The organism is Methylotenera sp., assembly GCF_013141425.1.
Taxonomy (GTDB): domain Bacteria; phylum Pseudomonadota; class Gammaproteobacteria; order Burkholderiales; family Methylophilaceae; genus Methylotenera.
On sequence record NZ_JABFRA010000011.1, the window covers coordinates 1 to 16,213 of the forward strand.

At 40.7% G+C, this 16,213-nt stretch carries 19 protein-coding genes, 2 tRNA genes and 1 pseudogene; 20 read left to right on the top strand and 2 right to left on the bottom strand.

Features of this window, described 5'->3' with window-relative positions; genetic code table 11:
• Window positions 1-127: pseudogene (locus HOO90_RS00890) on the bottom strand (ABC transporter ATP-binding protein); the annotation flags it as partial.
• Window positions 128-377: 250 nt separating this feature from the next.
• On the opposite strand from HOO90_RS00890, the gene HOO90_RS00895 reads away from it, so the two are divergent.
• The 17 genes from HOO90_RS00895 (at window position 378) to HOO90_RS00970 (ending at window position 13,703) form a co-directional block, all read left to right on the top strand.
• Window positions 378-2,156: a tetratricopeptide repeat protein gene (locus HOO90_RS00895; RefSeq protein ID WP_292838514.1), complete on the top strand. Its 1,779-nt coding sequence runs from the start codon at window positions 378-380 to the stop codon at window positions 2,154-2,156.
• A gap of 18 nt (window positions 2,157-2,174) precedes the next feature.
• Complete coding sequence (lolB, locus tag HOO90_RS00900) at window positions 2,175-2,813, top strand: lipoprotein insertase outer membrane protein LolB (protein ID WP_292838516.1); 639 nt, start codon at window positions 2,175-2,177, stop codon at window positions 2,811-2,813.
• Window positions 2,814-3,009: 196 nt separating this feature from the next.
• Window positions 3,010-4,296 (top strand): carbonic anhydrase, encoded by a 1,287-nt coding sequence (locus HOO90_RS00905; protein WP_292838518.1) that lies wholly within the window; start codon window positions 3,010-3,012, stop codon window positions 4,294-4,296.
• Between the two features lie 81 nt (window positions 4,297-4,377).
• Window positions 4,378-5,250, top strand: a complete 873-nt coding sequence (ispE, locus tag HOO90_RS00910) for a 4-(cytidine 5'-diphospho)-2-C-methyl-D-erythritol kinase (protein WP_292838520.1) — start codon at window positions 4,378-4,380, stop codon at window positions 5,248-5,250.
• Between the two features lie 17 nt (window positions 5,251-5,267).
• A tRNA-Gln gene (locus HOO90_RS00915) sits at window positions 5,268-5,344 on the top strand.
• 154 nt (window positions 5,345-5,498) lie between these two features.
• The gene (locus HOO90_RS00920; RefSeq protein WP_292838522.1) at window positions 5,499-6,449 is read left to right on the top strand and encodes a ribose-phosphate pyrophosphokinase; all 951 of its coding nucleotides are present in this window, start codon (window positions 5,499-5,501) and stop codon (window positions 6,447-6,449) included.
• Between the two features lie 100 nt (window positions 6,450-6,549).
• Window positions 6,550-7,161 carry a 50S ribosomal protein L25/general stress protein Ctc gene (locus tag HOO90_RS00925; RefSeq protein WP_292838524.1) on the top strand — a complete coding sequence of 204 codons (612 nt, stop codon included), beginning with the start codon at window positions 6,550-6,552 and terminating at the stop codon, window positions 7,159-7,161.
• Window positions 7,162-7,230: 69 nt separating this feature from the next.
• The gene (pth, locus tag HOO90_RS00930; RefSeq protein WP_292838526.1) at window positions 7,231-7,806 is read left to right on the top strand and encodes an aminoacyl-tRNA hydrolase; all 576 of its coding nucleotides are present in this window, start codon (window positions 7,231-7,233) and stop codon (window positions 7,804-7,806) included.
• 108 nt (window positions 7,807-7,914) lie between these two features.
• Entirely contained in the window at window positions 7,915-9,000 is a 1,086-nt protein-coding gene (gene ychF, locus HOO90_RS00935) for a redox-regulated ATPase YchF (RefSeq protein WP_292838528.1), read from the top strand.
• Between the two features lie 99 nt (window positions 9,001-9,099).
• A tRNA-Met gene (locus tag HOO90_RS00940) sits at window positions 9,100-9,176 on the top strand.
• Between the two features lie 175 nt (window positions 9,177-9,351).
• Entirely contained in the window at window positions 9,352-10,596 is a 1,245-nt protein-coding gene (locus HOO90_RS00945) for an integrase arm-type DNA-binding domain-containing protein (RefSeq protein ID WP_292838530.1), read from the top strand.
• A 10-nt stretch (window positions 10,597-10,606) separates the two neighbouring features.
• Window positions 10,607-11,239 carry a hypothetical protein gene (locus HOO90_RS00950; RefSeq protein WP_292838532.1) on the top strand — a complete coding sequence of 211 codons (633 nt, stop codon included), beginning with the start codon at window positions 10,607-10,609 and terminating at the stop codon, window positions 11,237-11,239.
• An 86-nt stretch (window positions 11,240-11,325) separates the two neighbouring features.
• A complete protein-coding gene (locus HOO90_RS00955) occupies window positions 11,326-11,559 on the top strand; it encodes a transcriptional regulator (protein ID WP_292838534.1) in 234 nt (77 codons plus the stop codon).
• Between the two features lie 40 nt (window positions 11,560-11,599).
• Window positions 11,600-12,283 carry a hypothetical protein gene (locus HOO90_RS00960; protein ID WP_292838536.1) on the top strand — a complete coding sequence of 228 codons (684 nt, stop codon included), beginning with the start codon at window positions 11,600-11,602 and terminating at the stop codon, window positions 12,281-12,283.
• A gap of 181 nt (window positions 12,284-12,464) precedes the next feature.
• Complete coding sequence (locus tag HOO90_RS00965) at window positions 12,465-13,091, top strand: hypothetical protein (RefSeq protein ID WP_292838538.1); 627 nt, start codon at window positions 12,465-12,467, stop codon at window positions 13,089-13,091.
• Window positions 13,092-13,108: 17 nt separating this feature from the next.
• A complete protein-coding gene (locus HOO90_RS12100) occupies window positions 13,109-13,348 on the top strand; it encodes an HGGxSTG domain-containing protein (protein WP_366928722.1) in 240 nt (79 codons plus the stop codon).
• A 103-nt stretch (window positions 13,349-13,451) separates the two neighbouring features.
• Window positions 13,452-13,703: a hypothetical protein gene (locus tag HOO90_RS00970; protein WP_292838540.1), complete on the top strand. Its 252-nt coding sequence runs from the start codon at window positions 13,452-13,454 to the stop codon at window positions 13,701-13,703.
• 21 nt (window positions 13,704-13,724) lie between these two features.
• Here the strand turns inward: HOO90_RS00970 and HOO90_RS00975 are convergent, their stop codons facing one another.
• The gene (locus tag HOO90_RS00975; RefSeq protein WP_292838542.1) at window positions 13,725-13,955 is read right to left on the bottom strand and encodes a helix-turn-helix transcriptional regulator; all 231 of its coding nucleotides are present in this window, start codon (window positions 13,953-13,955) and stop codon (window positions 13,725-13,727) included.
• 290 nt (window positions 13,956-14,245) lie between these two features.
• Here HOO90_RS00975 and HOO90_RS00980 point away from each other — a divergent pair, with 290 nt between their 5' ends.
• The 3 genes from HOO90_RS00980 to HOO90_RS00990 all read left to right on the top strand — a co-directional run bounded on the left by HOO90_RS00980 (window position 14,246) and on the right by HOO90_RS00990 (window position 16,130).
• Window positions 14,246-14,965: a hypothetical protein gene (locus tag HOO90_RS00980; protein ID WP_292838544.1), complete on the top strand. Its 720-nt coding sequence runs from the start codon at window positions 14,246-14,248 to the stop codon at window positions 14,963-14,965.
• 99 nt (window positions 14,966-15,064) lie between these two features.
• Window positions 15,065-15,748, top strand: a complete 684-nt coding sequence (locus HOO90_RS00985; RefSeq protein ID WP_292838546.1) for a hypothetical protein — start codon at window positions 15,065-15,067, stop codon at window positions 15,746-15,748.
• Window positions 15,749-15,854: 106 nt separating this feature from the next.
• Entirely contained in the window at window positions 15,855-16,130 is a 276-nt protein-coding gene (locus HOO90_RS00990) for a hypothetical protein (protein WP_292838548.1), read from the top strand.
• Window positions 16,131-16,213: the final 83 nt, after the last annotated feature.

Below are 16,213 nucleotides of genomic sequence, written 5' to 3' on the forward strand. Positions count from 1 at the left end.
CGGCACCATTGGGGCCTAAAAAGCCGAGGACTTGGCCTTTGCTTAAATGAAAGCTGACGTTACTGACGGCTTCACGCCCGCCATACAGACGGGTGAGCCCTTGCGCTTCTACGGTAAAATTGGTCATAGTCACTCTAAAATTATTGTTACTATCAATTAATTATCTAAACTTTTTAGTTGGCAACTCGGTCGACTAAAAAGTTCTATTGACATGCACTGCAGTCAATTCATAATTATGGAGGAACTTGCCTCACCTGTCACGGACTAAGAAATAGTCGCTACAATGCAATTGTAATGGCTTATTATCTCAGAATCGATTGATAGCCGTTTATAAAGCAAATTTTCAACTCTTTTAATAACTACAACTAAAACAACTTATGCGCCCAACTTCACGCCATTCAAAAACAAATACACCAGTTAAAAACTTACCCTTTCGTTCTTTTCTGGGCATTTGTGCCTACCTCCTGGTCGGTACGCTTAGCTTGCATGGCTACGCCACTGGCGGGGCGAATACTGCTAACAAGCCTAATAAGATTAGCAATGAATCAGCAGAAAACTTTAATTCAGAAGCGGATTTTATTTATAAGTATCTCGCGGCTGAAGTCGCGGGGCAACGCGGTGAGCTTGCCACATCCAGCGCCATATTTTATGAACTGGCCAATACCACCAGAATTGCCAGCTTAGCAGAGCGTGCCGCCAAAGTTGCCGCTTATGGCAATGTTTCTGGCATGACAATCCCTTCTATTAAACTTTGGTCGGAACTGGATCCAGAATCAACTGAAGCACAACAAGCCATGACAGAAGTCTTAGTGGCCACGAGCAGATTGGATGAGGCCAAACCGTATTTGGCAAAATTACTCGTGAAAGAAGAAACAAGAGCCGGTGGCTTTTTATATCTAAATAACCTGCTTAATAAAAGCAATGATAAAGCTGGCGTATTAAAGCTTGTGCAATCACTTGCACAGCCCTACCCACAACTTGCAGAAGCAAAATTTGCCATAGCGCAATCAGCCATGGTTGCCAATCAAGACAAAGTGGCCTTAGACGCGCTCAATAAAGCTGAAACGCTAAAACCAGGCTGGAGCGTAGGCGCATTATTAAAAGGTCAAGTGTTATATGAAGAATCGCCTCAGGTTGCCATTGATTTTTATCGTGCTTTCCTGGTCAAGCAGCCTGAAGCCAACGAAATACGCCTAAATTTAACGCGCCTATTGGTGAATCAAAAACAATACGATTTGGCGAAAAAAGAATTTCCACTTATTGTTCAATACGCTAAAAATGGCTCTGATAAAAATAGCGCAGAAGTAACTGCAGTGATTGGTTTATTAGCGTATCAAGCGGGTGATTATGTCACGGCAGAAAGTTATTTGCGTCAATCTTTAGCCTTGGGCTTTAAGGATGAAGATCAACTTTACATATATCTAGCGCAAACGGCCGAAAAACAAAATCACAACGAGGTTGCAACCAATTGGTATGCCAAAGTTCAACCTGGCCAACATCACTTAGAGGCAAAAATCAATTTAGCAAACTTGATTGCGCGAACTGAATCAACCGACAAAGCGATTGAATTATTAGATACTGTTGACGATTTAACAACCGCACAGCAAATTATTGTGATTCAAACGCAAGCCTCGATGTTAAGCAAAGCCAAACGTGATAAGGAGTCGTTTGAATTGCTGGACAAAGCGGTTAAAAATTTACCGAACACCCCCGAGTTAGTTTATGACTTCGCGCTGGCCGCGGAGCGCGTACAAAAACTCGATATTATGGAATCAGAACTACGCCGAGCAATTGCGGCAAATCCTAATTTTGCGGCGGCCTATAATGCACTAGGCTACTCGTTTGCTGAGCGCAATATCAAGCTAAATGAAGCGATTCAACTCATTGAAAAAGCACTGGCAATTAGCCCAAATGATCATTACATGCTCGACAGCCTTGGCTGGGCACATTACCGTAAAGGCAATTTAGATAAAGCCATCAACTACTTACAACAAGCCTACAACATCAATCCAGACCCGGAAATAGCCGCGCACTTAGGTGAAGTGCTTTGGCAAAAAGGCCGACATGACGAAGCCAGAAAAATTTGGAATGACGCACTAACGAATGATCCAGCCAATGAAGTATTAATCAAAACTACTAGCAAATTCAAATCTTAGCTCGATTTAATGCAATTAATGCGGCTAAATTCATTCTGGTTTGATGACTCTTTGATACGATTAGTTTTGATTTCATGCTTTGTTGTTGGCATGCAGGGCTGCGCTTCTGTGCCAAAAACAAAACTTGATTCTGCAGTTACGCAGCAACAATACCAGTTGCATCAAGCCAGCTTAAAGACCATCGAGCAGTTCACACTCACTGGACGCATTGGCGTACAAACCAATGGAAAAGGCTTTTCTGGTGGCTTGAACTGGCAGCATAATGAGGCAGAAGATGCTATTGCATTGTATTCGCCGCTAGGTGGGCAAGTCGCTAGGATTCTAAAAACGGCTAATCAGGTCACGTTAGAAGATGCAAAAGGCAATACTATTTCTGCCGCAGACACTGAAACGCTCACGCAAAATGCGCTTGGCTGGCAACTTCCACTTGCGGGCTTAGCCGATTGGTCACTTGGCCGCCCAACCAACAGTCCCATCCTAGCGAGCACTTGGAATGAGCAAGGCTACTTAAGCACATTGAAGCAAGATGGCTGGGAAATTGAGTATCAAAACTATACACAACAAAATGGCTTTACCCTGCCTAGCAAAATTACGCTTAGAAGCGATAAAGTCAATTTAAAATTATTGGTAGAAAGTTGGGAAAATTTAAACCCCTAGCCTTTGATTCACACCTGCGCTTTCTCAACTAAGGCCCTTTTGATATAAACAGAGTCAATTCCAAAACCAGAGAAATTCCAAAGTCCAGGCAATTCTAGGAATTAAGGCCTAATTACACCATTACTTCATCAATAAAACTCTCCCGCTCGAACGCATAATTTAAGCTAACTAAAGTTTTGCTAAAGGCACGGATGCAATGAAAAAAGTGATTGCTGTATTTTTATATTTTTTCCTAATCGGCAATAGCCATGCGGCTGTATGGGTAAAATTGCTTGACAATAACAACGCTAAAATTACACTCGACAAGCAATCCATTCTGCAAAAGGATAATTTAAAAAGAGCTTGGGTAAAGGTTGAATATAAAACACCTCAAAAGAACCCAGAAACCGTCGATAAGCAATATAACATCGCCAAATTACTGTGGTTTTTCGACTGTGCGGCGCAAAAATCAGCTACCTCACAAGTATTCCAATACTTGAACAGTGAGCTTGTTTATTCTGTCGGCATTGATGTAAAGAATGCCGAGTTCATCGAACCCGTGCCTGAAACTGACGTAGACATTGCCATGCGCTATGTCTGCAAGCCCGATAAGCCCATCGCCCCTGCAACGCCAAAAACCACTGCAGTTAAGCCTTTAGCTGAAAAATCTGCATTAGAAAAACCTAAAGGTGAAACAAATAAACCAGAGGCAGTTCCAGTTAAAACTGAAGAAAAAGTTAATGTAGATGAAAAACCAGAATCAACCGCTGTTAAATTGCCAGCTACAAAACCTATTCCAACAAAAGCTAGTCACGGCAAAAAAGAGGAACATAAACCGCACTGGACTTACGAAGGCAAAGAAGGCCCCGAAAGCTGGGGGAAACTCAGCCCAGAATTTGCCACTTGCGACGTAGGCCGAAATCAGTCTCCCATCAATATCGAAGAAACCATGCATGCCACATTAAAGCCCTTAAAAGCCATACAGAAGTTTGCTGCAAAAGATATTTTTAACAACGGCCATACCGTACAAATCAACTTCAAAGAAGGCAATATGCTGGCATTGGATAATGCGGCATTTCAAATGAAACAGGTACATTTTCACTCACCTAGTGAAAATACCATACGCGGTAAATCATTCCCACTGGAAGCGCATTTCGTGCATGCTGACGCTAAAGGCAACCTCACCGTAATTGGGGTAATGTATACCGAAGGCAAAGCCAATACGGCTTTAGCCAAATTATGGGAACAGCTGCCTAATGAAATCAGCGAGCCGATAGAACTCAAAAACAGAGTCATTCCAAGTGACTTAATCCCAGAAAATCGCAGTTACTATCGATTTAGCGGTTCACTTACCACGCCACCCTGCAGCGAAGGTGTACGATGGTTATTGATGAAAAATCCTTTAACCGTATCAAAAGAGCAAATTGAGGCCTTTAAGCATGCCGTGCATCACAACAACAATCGTCCCGTGCAGGCTTTAAATGGGCGCGTGATTGTGGAATAGATTTTAACGCTGGCGTCAATACGATTAATTAAATATCGCCAGCAACCTAACAACCTTTAGGATGCGTTAAAATACGCATCTATGCAAGATTTCCAATCATTTTTAGCACCCGCAAAAATTAATCTATTTTTGCACATCACAGGGCAACGGGCAGATGGCTATCACCTGCTTCAGACGATATTCCGGTTGCTGGATATTTACGACACAGTCCACCTAAAACCCAACAATAACGGCATAATTAAGCGCGTCAACGACGTCGCGGGTGTTTCTGAAGCCCAAGACTTATGCATTCGAGCAGCAACGCTTTTAAAGCAATACACAGAATGCCCACTTGGCGTAGAAATCTTGCTTGAAAAGCGCATTCCAATGGGTGGCGGCCTGGGTGGCGGCAGCTCCGATGCAGCCACTGTTCTACTAGCCTTGAACCGCATCTGGCAACTTAAATTAAGCCGCAAACAATTGATGCTGCTTGGCTTAAAATTAGGCGCTGATGTGCCCTTCTTTATATTTGGACAAAATGCCTGGGCCGAGGGTGTGGGCGAGCAACTACAAGCGATAACTCTGCGTGATGCTTACTATGTGGTGTTAAATCCAAACGTACATGTTTCAACCGCACAAATATTTGCCAATAAGCAATTGACAAAAAACATGATTCCTAAGACAATGTCGGACTTTTCAGGGGCGTGCGATCTTAGTGTTGGTAATTTAAACGCTGAATTTACAAATAAGCTTGAAAAAGTAGTCTGCAATGAATATCCCGTGGTCTTAGATTGTTTAAATTGGCTTGGCCAATTTGGCGATGCAAGAATGAGTGGGTCTGGCGCTTCGGTGTTTTTAGAAGTAGCCAATATTAAAATTGCAACTGAAATTTGCAATCAAATACCTAAAAATGTTCAGGGCTTTGTTGCAAAAGGGTTGAATCAGCACCCGTTAATTGACTTTGCGTCTGATTAATTAAGCAGGTTAAATATTGGGGAGTCGCCAAGTTGGTTAAGGCACTGGGTTTTGATCCCAGCATCCGAAGGTTCGAGTCCTTCCTCCTCAGCCAGATTTTAGAATGTACGCTAACATCGTGCATTAATTTAGAATAAAGCGTGTAGATTCTCGATTTACGCGCTTTTATTTTTTATACGTTTTTATTAAGCTTTTATTGATAGTTTGACGCTGTTGCCTACAAGCACAGCACGATAGGAACTCAGCAGATGTCTAACGGCAACTTGATGGTCTTTACTGGTACTGCTAACCCAGCACTTGCACAAGAAGTAGCTAAATACTTGGGCATTGAGCTTGGGCAGGCGCATGTTGGCACGTTTAGCGATGGTGAAACCACGGTTGAACTGCTTGAAAACGTGCGTGGTAAAGACGTATTCGTGCTGCAGTCAACTAGCCACCCAACCAATGACAGTCTAATGGAAGTCATGGTGATGGTGGATGCGCTTCGCCGCTCCTCTGCTGGCCGCATTACAGCGGCAATCCCCTATTTTGGTTACTCAAGGCAAGATCGTCGGCCTCGTTCTGCACGTGTGGCAATTACCGCTAAAGTAGTCGCAAACATGCTCACGGGCGTAGGTGTGAATCGTTTGCTGACAATGGATTTACACTCCGATCAGATTCAAGGTTTCTTTGATATTCCTGTTGATAATATTTATGCCACACCGATTTTGCTGGCAGATTTATTAAAGCAAAATCATGAAAATTTAATGGTAGTTTCACCAGATGTGGGTGGTGTTGTTCGTGCGCGTGCAGCTGCTAAACAACTCAATTCTGATTTAGCAATTATCGACAAACGTCGTCCAAAACCTAACGTCGCAAAGGTGATGAATATTATTGGTGATGTTACTGGCCGCACTTGCGTGATTATGGATGACATGGTTGATACCGCCAACACATTATGTGAAGCAGCAGCAGCGCTTAAGAAATTTGGTGCAGTTAAAGTTATTGCTTATGCCACTCACCCAGTATTATCTGGCGGCGCGGCTGAGCGTATTATGAATTCTGAATTAGATGAGCTAGTGGTGACTAACACCATTGCACTTGGTGCTGAGTCAGCCAATTGCAAAAAAATTCGCCAATTAAGCACAGCGGAATTATTAGCTGAAACGATTCGCAGAATTAGTAGTGAAGATTCAGTATCTTCACTATTCATGGATTAATTACTTTTTAACCCTGCATACTGGTCGCGGTATGCAGTTTTTGTGTAGTAAGGCCTCAACAGCCTAGCAGTAAATGTAGTATAAAATTAGGAGTAGTAAAATGTCTATCGAAATTAATGCAGTAAAGCGTGATGTAAAAGGTACGGGTGCGAGCCGCCGTCTTCGTCGCGCAGGCACCGTTCCAGGTGTTGTTTATGGTGGTGGTAAAGAAGCCGTAACACTTGAAATTAACGCTAAAGAATTATTCTTAGAATTCCGCCATGAAACTTTTCATGCTTCAGTATTAAGCTTGAATTTAGATGGCAAAAAAGAAAACGTATTGTTACGTGATTTCCAAATGCACCCAGTACGCAACACAATTCAACACATTGATTTTCAACGTGTAAGTGCTACTGAAAAAATCCACGTTAAAGTGCCATTCCACTTTATCAATGCTGATATCGCTCCAGGCGTTAAAATCGGCGGCGGTATCGTTGCGCACATTTTGACTGAAGCTGACGTAAGCTGCTTGGCTAAAGATTTACCAGAGTTTCTTGAAGTTGACTTAGCTGGTCTAGAAATGGGTCACTCAATTCACTTATCACAAATCAAATTGGCTAAAGGCGTTGAGTTTGTTAAATTAGCGCATGGTGATGATGCAGCGGTTGCAGCGATTGCTAAAACACGCGGCGGCGTTTCTGATGCTGCGGCTGAAGAAACACCAGCAGCTTAATTTTACAAGCATGCTAATTAACGCGCACTTTACTACGAAGTGCGCGTTTTTTATTGGTACTATAGAATTATGACTGGCATAAAACTTTTTGTAGGTTTAGGCAATCCAGGTGAAAAATACGCCGCAACTCGCCACAATGCTGGCTTTTGGTGGCTAGATGAAATCGCCGCACAAACCAACAGTAAATTGGCAGTAGATGCCAAGTTCTTTGGTGTTGCTGGCAAACTAAATTCCAAAGCGGACACATGGTTGCTAAAACCTACAACGTTTATGAACGGCAGTGGCAAAGCAGTTGCGACATTGGCTAATTATTACAAAATAACGCCAGCTGAAATCTTGGTGATTCACGATGAGCTTGATTTGCCAGCGGGTGGAATCAAACTAAAAATTGGTGGCGGTCATGGCGGCCACAATGGACTAAAAGACATTGAAGCCGCTTTAGGTACAAAAGAATTCTGGCGATTGCGATTAGGCATTGGTCACCCAGGTGACCGTAACGAAGTCATTAACTTTGTGCTAAAGGCGCCAACAAAAGATGAGCGAACAGCAATAGATGAAAAAGTGTACGAAAGCAGCAAACTCATAGACTTATTTCTTGCGGGCGAATTTGAAAACGCAATGTTGAAATTACACACTAAAAAATAACACACAGAAGTCATCCCGACGGAAGTCGGAATCTAGTGACTTAAGAAATTTTTGGCGCTAGATTCCGCATCATGCAAGGAATGACAAAATAAAGATGATTGGACAAATATGAAATGTGGCATCGTAGGTCTTCCAAACGTTGGTAAATCCACGCTTTTCAATGCGATTACCAAAGCAGGCATTGCGGCTGAGAACTACCCGTTTTGCACTATCGAACCCAACGTTGGCATCGTAGAAGTGCCAGACACACGCATGCAAGCGCTTATCGACATTGTAAAGCCGCAACGCGTGCAACCTGCCATTGTTGAGTTTGTTGACATTGCTGGGCTAGTGGCTGGCGCGTCAAAAGGTGAAGGTTTAGGTAATAAGTTCTTAGCAAACATTCGCGAGACAGACGCTATTGCCCATGTGGTGCGCTGTTTTGAAGATGCAAATGTGATTCACGTTGCCAACAAAATTGACCCGCTTTCAGACATTGAAGTGATTAACACCGAACTTGCACTTGCCGACATGGAAACCGTTGAGAAAACAGTGCAACGCGAAAGCAAAAAAGCCAAAAGTGGCGATAAAGAGGCTATCGCGCTATTAAAAGTGCTAGAAAAAGTGGTGCCGTGTTTAGACCAAGCCAAAGCAGTGCGCACGCTAAATTTAGATGCTGAAGAGTTGCAATTACTCAAACCACTTTGCCTCATTACGGTTAAACCCGTCATGTATCTTGCCAATGTGGACGAAAAAGGCTTCGAAAACAACCCACTTTTAGACAAAGTCGTTGCGCTAGGAAAAACAGAAAACGCACCTGTAGTCTGCATTTGCGCAAAAATAGAAGGCGAAATTTCCGAGCTAGATGAAGAAGACAAATTATTATTCTTAAGCGAACTCGGCCAAGACGAACCTGGCCTAAACCGTGTCATTCGCGCCGCTTACGATTTACTTGGCCTGCAAACCTACTTTACCGCAGGCGTGCAAGAAGTACGCGCTTGGACAGTAAAAAAAGGCGCTACCGCGCCGCAAGCCGCAGGTGTTATTCACACAGACTTTGAACGTGGCTTTATTCGCGCAGAAGTGATTCAATACGATGAATATGTTAAAAACAAAGGCGAGCAAGGCAGCAAAGAAGCAGGCAAAATGCGTCTAGAAGGCAAAGAATATATCGTACAAGATGGCGACGTAATGCACTTTAGATTTAACGTATAAACGCCATAAATTAACGCCAAATAGCAAACTAATTTTGACAATTAACGCCTAAACCACTAGAATTGCGCCCTTGCTAAAGTTTTGGCAACCGATTTATCTGGTGATGTAGCTCAGCTGGTTAGAGCACAGGATTCATAATCCTGGGGTCGAGGGTTCAAGTCCCTCTTTCACCACCAAAATAGGGTATCACAAAACATCGTGACCCTTCAGAAGCCCCGAAGTTTATAGCTTCGGGGCTTTTTTATTGTACCTTACCGTATCATATCATTCCTTGACATACCCCAATTACAGGGGTAACTTACAGGGGTAGCACTTAAATAACGGCATTTTCATGTTGGAGTTACCCCAAAAATGGCACTTTCAGACACTTTAATTAAGGCCAATAAGCACAAAGATGATGATGGAAAAATCAAAATACCTCCATATAAGCTCTACGATTCAGAAGGTTTATTTCTACAAGTTACCCCAACTGGCGGTAAGTGGTGGCGTTTAAAGTATCGTTTTGGAGGAAAAGAAAAATTACTATCTTTAGGCACATACCCTGAAGTATCACTAGCCGATGCGAGGGAAAGGCGAGCCTCTGCAAGAACGCTATTAGCAAAAGAACCACCGATAGACCCAAGTGAGAACCGTAAAAATGTTAAAGCTATCACAAGGTTAAATACAGAAAATAGTTTTGAACTGGTAGCGCGTGAGTGGTGGCAATCACATATGACTAATAAAGCAGAGAGCCATAAAGAAAAAGTAATAAGACGATTTGAGCTTTACTTATTCCCTTGGATTGGCAATAGGCCGATTAACACACTTACCGCACCACAAGTATTAGAAGTCATTAAGCGTATTGAGAAACAGAATAAACTTGAAACTGCTCACCGCACATTACAAACGGCTGGACAGGTATTTAGATATGCTGTGCAAACTGGCCGTGCTGTTCGTGATGTTACTGCTGATTTAAAAGGTGCATTACCAGCTACTGCGATTAAACACATGGCTGCATTTACTGAACCGAAAGAAGTGGCAGAATTACTACGTGCATTTGATGGCTTCAACGGCACGTTTACAGTGCAATGCGCTCTCAAGCTATCACCTCTAGTGTTTGTTCGCCCTAGTGAACTCAGGCAAGCAAAGTGGAAAGATATAAATCTTGATACAGGTGAATGGCGTTATTTAGTGAGTAAAACTAAAACAGACCATTTAGTACCCCTATCCACTCAAGCCATAGATATCCTAAAAACTATTCATCCTCTATCAGGTCAGGGTGAATATGTTTTTCAAGGAGGACATTCTCCACGAAGGCCAATGAGTGAAGCTGCAGTTAATGCTGCTTTAAAACGCATGGGATATGACACCAAAAATGAAATTACTGGGCATGGATTTAGGGCTATGGCACGAACTATGATACATGAAAGATTAGGCTATGATGTTCCTGTAATTGAACATCAACTTGCTCACAGTGTTGCTGATAATTTAGGTACTGCTTATAACCGAACTAAATTTATTGATCAGCGTAAAGAAATGATGCAGGTTTGGGCTGATTATTTAGACGAACTTAAAGTAGGTGCAAAGGTAATCCCAATTAATAACAAGTTAGCTTGATTCAAGTCATATGAAAAACTTCACTTTTGAAATAAATACTGCGCTTCTTTCTCAAGTAATGATTGATAAGTTACATTCTATTGAAAAAGATATTAAAACTGGATTACGGGAATTTGGAATTAATACTGAAGATGATTTAAATAACCTTCAATATTTAATAATCTTTCACACTAACGATAATTTTAAAGATGAAGTTTTCATAAATGGCAAACTAACGAATGCCAAAGAACTTGATTCAAGATTACTTGTTTATGGAATGGCGTTAAGTTGCTTCTATGCAGCGAAATTTACACTTGAACATAAGCCATACAGTACTTTCATAGAGTCAATATTTGAGGCTGAATCATTTTTATTTTCTCTAAAATATAAATTACCATTTAGCTCTGAGGCTATAGAAGATATTCAGCGTAATCATAGTAGTGAAATTGGCAAAAAAGGTGCATTGGCAATGTTAGCCAAGAGTGAAAAGCAAAAAGCTATAGTTGAAGTAAAGAGGTATTGGGATAGATACCAAAAAGACCCATACATCTATGAAAGTCAGGCTGCTTTTGCAAGAGATATGATTGATAAATTTGAAATATTAAAATCTTCAGCATCAATTGAAAGAAGGTGCCGCAAATGGAGAGAGAACTTACTCAGCTAGCTCAGTGAGCATCAAGCTAGCATAGCTATCTATAATAAATTTAAGATTCAATTTAAGCTGCCTTTACTTTCAAAAAGGAGCTTAAAATGTCACAACAACCCATAGTAAACCCCATTCCAGATGCTTTAAAGAATTTCAGCTTATATCCAGATTGCGCACATGTTCGCCTATCTACCGTGAAAGGTTTATTTGGCATAAGTGCAGCAACTGTATGGCGGATGGTGAAAGCTAACAAACTTAAATCTCATAAACTTACTCCCAGAACTACAACATTTAATGTTGGAGAGTTACGTCAAGTTTTAGCAGCTGCTAAGAGTTAAGCCGATATGTTAATTTCTATTGCGGAATTGGGCTTAATTTATGGCTAACCCTAATAAACCTAAGAAACTTCCTGAAACTTTTGAAGGTGGATATTCTGCACTACCTCATTCAGTGCAGGATAACCTATCTTTCACTGGTGCTACAGATAAAGCTAAATCATTATTGTTTGCTTTAATTCGGCAAGTTAACGGCAAAAATAACGGCCATATTCATCTAGCACCCCAATGGCTAAAAAAACACGGTTATACATCAAGTAGCATTTATGTTTCACGTGCTGAATTAATAGACCGTGCATTAATTACTCAAACAAGATGGGGTGGCCTGAATAATGGTCCGAATCTATATGCCGTTACTTGGCTTGCTATCAGTAACTTCGTGGGATTGGATATTGACGAAGATGATTTCCAGCGTGGCGCTTGGGCTAGATGCAAACTACCACCTACACCAAGACGTGCAAAACCCATCAATAAAAAGCTAGAAAAGCCACACGATGACCGTAATAGCGTAACTACGGCTATCGTAAGCGTGAGTATCTCACCATCTACGATTACCGTAGCTGAAAATGTGCTTTTATTAGCTAGTTCAACTACGACTACCGTAAACAATGTAGTTAATACCAATACGTACTCTAAGAAGCCTAAGCGAGTTGTAGGTGTAATAGGCAAAAGTGGAATTAAAAAGCCAATAGCACAAACTCCAATTGCTGGTGGGGTTGCCGTATGAACAATCTAAGGAAATATCAGAATTGTATATTTTGTGGCTTGAAATTTATGCCAGTGCAATTTGTTATTTATCGCCAACACGGTTATTGCACAGAAGGTTGTATGGCACATGAAAAACGCACGCCCCAAAGTGCAATAGATATCGCCTATAGAAATGGTTTCCCATTAAGAAAGATTAAATTATGACAAATATGATTAAGAATAAAGGCTATATAAAGCCAAGCAAATGCGCACGATGTAGTTCAAAAAATAGGTTAACTCCATGTGGAGGTAAACATCTGTGCTTTGACTGTATGGAAGATTTTCGCAATGAGCGAGATGCAACTACTGTACTAGTCAGAGAAAGTGCATTGGAAAACCAAAACCATTTGAATACAGAAGAAATTAATACAAAAGAGATTAAATTATATTTGGATGGCATGACCTCTGAAATGGTAAGTAATGATGCTGCAAATCATCGTGGGATGCTTCTAAGTTATACAGGCGTTGATTGTGCAGCCATGGCATTACAAGCCGAGATTGATATGAAAGCAGAAAATAGTGTAGAAAAGATGTTATGTCACCTAATGGCAATGTCTTACAAAGGTTCCTTGGAAGTGATGGGGAAGGCATTTCTAGAAGATGATGTGGTAATTCAATCACAACGATTGAAAGCTTCATCAAAGCTAATGGACAGCTTTTCAAAGGCGATGTTAATCATGCATAGAGTGAAAACTGGTGGTAATCAAAATATTGTTGTGCAGCACGTAACCGTGTCTGATGGGGGTCAAGCTGTAATTGGAAATATTAAGGGAAGAGGCGAGCTATGAAAATTAAAATTTACCCCATGCACTGTGCATTAAGGTGCGGAGCAAAGACCAGATTAGGTCATCCATGTAAGTCACCTGCTATTCATGGCAAGGAAAGATGCCGTATGCATGGTGGCAAATCTACAGGTAGACCAAGTACTCCAAGTAGTATATTTAGAAAAGGATATTTGATTGAGAGGCGTGAGTGGCGAAAACAACTTAAAGACATGAAAACAATGTTATTGGAATTAAATAAAATACAACTTAAACGAAACTGAAAAATCCATTAATCATTGGCTGGGCAGAAAAGAAAAAGTTGTTAACAAAAATAAAAACTGCAAGGTAACATGGTTTGTCAGATACAAACTATTAGGAAAAATCATGTTACTTACTTTGTTAGAAGAGTCAGCTAAGATCATTCAGTTCCCAAGCAAAAAGCGGAATAACAAAGTGACTATTGAAGCACTTAAAGACTTACTAATACTGGCAGAAAGTGGTCAGTTAATAGGTATTGCTGGTGTGGGATTTGAAATACATGAGGCTACTAGTTGCTTTGTCATAGGTGATGCTTGTGAAAGTATTTCAAATACAATTTATGAGCTTGATAAGCTGCGAAGTAGAATATCTAATTAGTAGTTGCTGATATTGCAATTATCAATTATTGAGAATTTTTGCCTCAACCATACCAATAAACTCTGTAGCAGTTACACCAAGATAAGGAGTTAACTTAAATATCGTTTTAATACTTGCACTATTTTGACCTAGCTCAAGTAGAGAGATGTAGTTACGCTCCAAGCCAGCTTTAAGGGCTAATGCTTCTTGAGACAGCGATTGCTGTTTTCTTAACTCCCTCAAGACTAAACCAAATGCAACTTCTGCTTCCAACCTGACTCCTCTTCTGAAAGAGAAGTTACGGCAGATTTACATCCAAGTCCTCACAATATATTGGGAATAAATGGGTTGTTCAAGTATCATGAGCTGAATCATGCCGTAAAGTTAAAAATGACAATCACAATGGTTATGACTTAAGCGGAGTTACTATTCACAATATTTATTTTGTAAATAGTAGTGTTATATCAGGCAATACCACTCCTTGCTGGTGCAATTACGATAACAAAAAAAGGGTTTATATGGGCCTCGGTAGGATTTTAAAAACACTTGTAAACCCCAAGGCAATGGCGGAAGAAATCATCCGTTTACAGGAAGTTGCTTATCAAAAGGGATCAAAGCTTTACCCAAATGCAGATCCTCATATCTTGCTTGCACATGCGTGGTTATCGCGAATGGCCGCAAGGGGGCTTGTTGACCCAGATTCATTTGCGGCTCAGCAGCAAGCCTTTATTACAACTTGGCAATTTTCAACATTATTTTGGCCTGTAAGCACACGTGCTTTAGGATTGCATTTTGTAGGTGAAGAACGCCCAGACATTACAAAGGGATTCCCTGAGTATGGGCGGGAGTACGATTCCATTCTAATGCCATGTCTTCGCTCACTACAGGATGGAACATTCTTTGCAAAATATGAAGAAATTAATCCGAATATGGAGTACTCACCATCAAAAGACACAGGCACTGAGTGGATATTCAAGAGTGATCCTAATAGTCATCAAAAAGACAAGGGTTATGACACAAATGAAAATGAAGTTGCTATTCATGAACACACCAAAAGTGAGTCCGCAAATATAAATACTGAGGCAATATATCCCGTTAACCAAGCCAACGAATATAAAATATCTAAAGGCATATCTAGTCGTGATGGTGATAACCTTATAAAAAGAGATATGGATATGTTTAAAGCTAAAGAATCCAAGATTACTCAAAATAAAAACAATAGCAATGAAAATGAGTCGCGAGATAATGACTTCCTTAAAACACGTATTAAATCTCGGAAATAAGCTATATCAAAACTTTATTGAGACATGTATGCAACTGCCCTGCAGAAGCAAACTAGAACAAATATTCTCAATTAAATATTAAAAAAAGTAAGGGGTAAAATGTTCTGGATTTTTAGCAGAAAAAATACCGATAAGAAAACCTTAGCTGATAGACCAGTGTTAAGCCCACTCTATCAAGGTAACCGAGACCTCTGCGACCTAACCTCACGTGAATCAGAGTTAAGAGTATGGTTGCCAGCAACCATATTTGTAGCTCTTGTTGATATGGCTGCTATATCAAATAATCACCGTTCTGATTACCTTAGAAAGTTTTTTACTCACTACCTGTATGGCGCTCATGAGTTTGAACGTATGAGGCAAGCGCATACAGGTGCGTTTTATGACGTTTCTAAACATCCTGTAGACTTGTTGGCACTAAAAGCTAGAGAAGCGCAAGAACCAAAGATTTTGGAATCACGTGTTGCTAACATTGAATGTTTACGTGGGCTTGGTAAAAATATCATTCCCCTCAAAATCTTCCTAGCCACAAAAATCAAAGATGATTTGCAGTTACTTGCCGACAAAACAGCAATGCCATTATCGCAATTTGTCAGGGAGATACTTATATCTCATCTGTTAGGTCATACAGTGTGGCCTGAACGGTTTCCTGCTTGGAGTAAGGAGCAAGAACAGCTTGCGACTTCATGGGAGGCTGCTGAAGTAGAACCTGAGTTGATAAGCGGAACGGATCAAGAGTTAGTTGAGCTATACGGTGAAATGCCTGATGGAGTAATACAGCAATAAGAAAGTCCCCTATTTATATTCTTGCGATATTCAATGTTCAGCGATTATTCTAGAGGCGATAACTTCTAGCAAATAATCAAAATAACATTTAACTCAGGAATTAAATATGAAAGTTTTACTTATGATCGCAGCAATTTCTACAGTTGCTTTAGTTGGATGTGCAGCAAATACAGGAATCGTTAAAATTTCAGAAGATACTTATATGTATGGCAAGCAAGCTGGATGGGAGCAATCTGGTGCTGTCATAAAAGTTGGTATGTATAAGGAGGCTAATGAGTTCTGTAGCAAAATGGGAAAGAAGTTTGTGCAAGTAGCTAATAGCTCTTCAGATCAAGAAGCAGGTAAATTTTCAGCAGCCGAAATTCAATTTAAATGTGAATAGCTAACAAGCTACATCTATAACGCGATTTTATTTTCGTCTGTAGAATTTTAATCGCACAAACTTAGCAACAAACTAAGAATGTA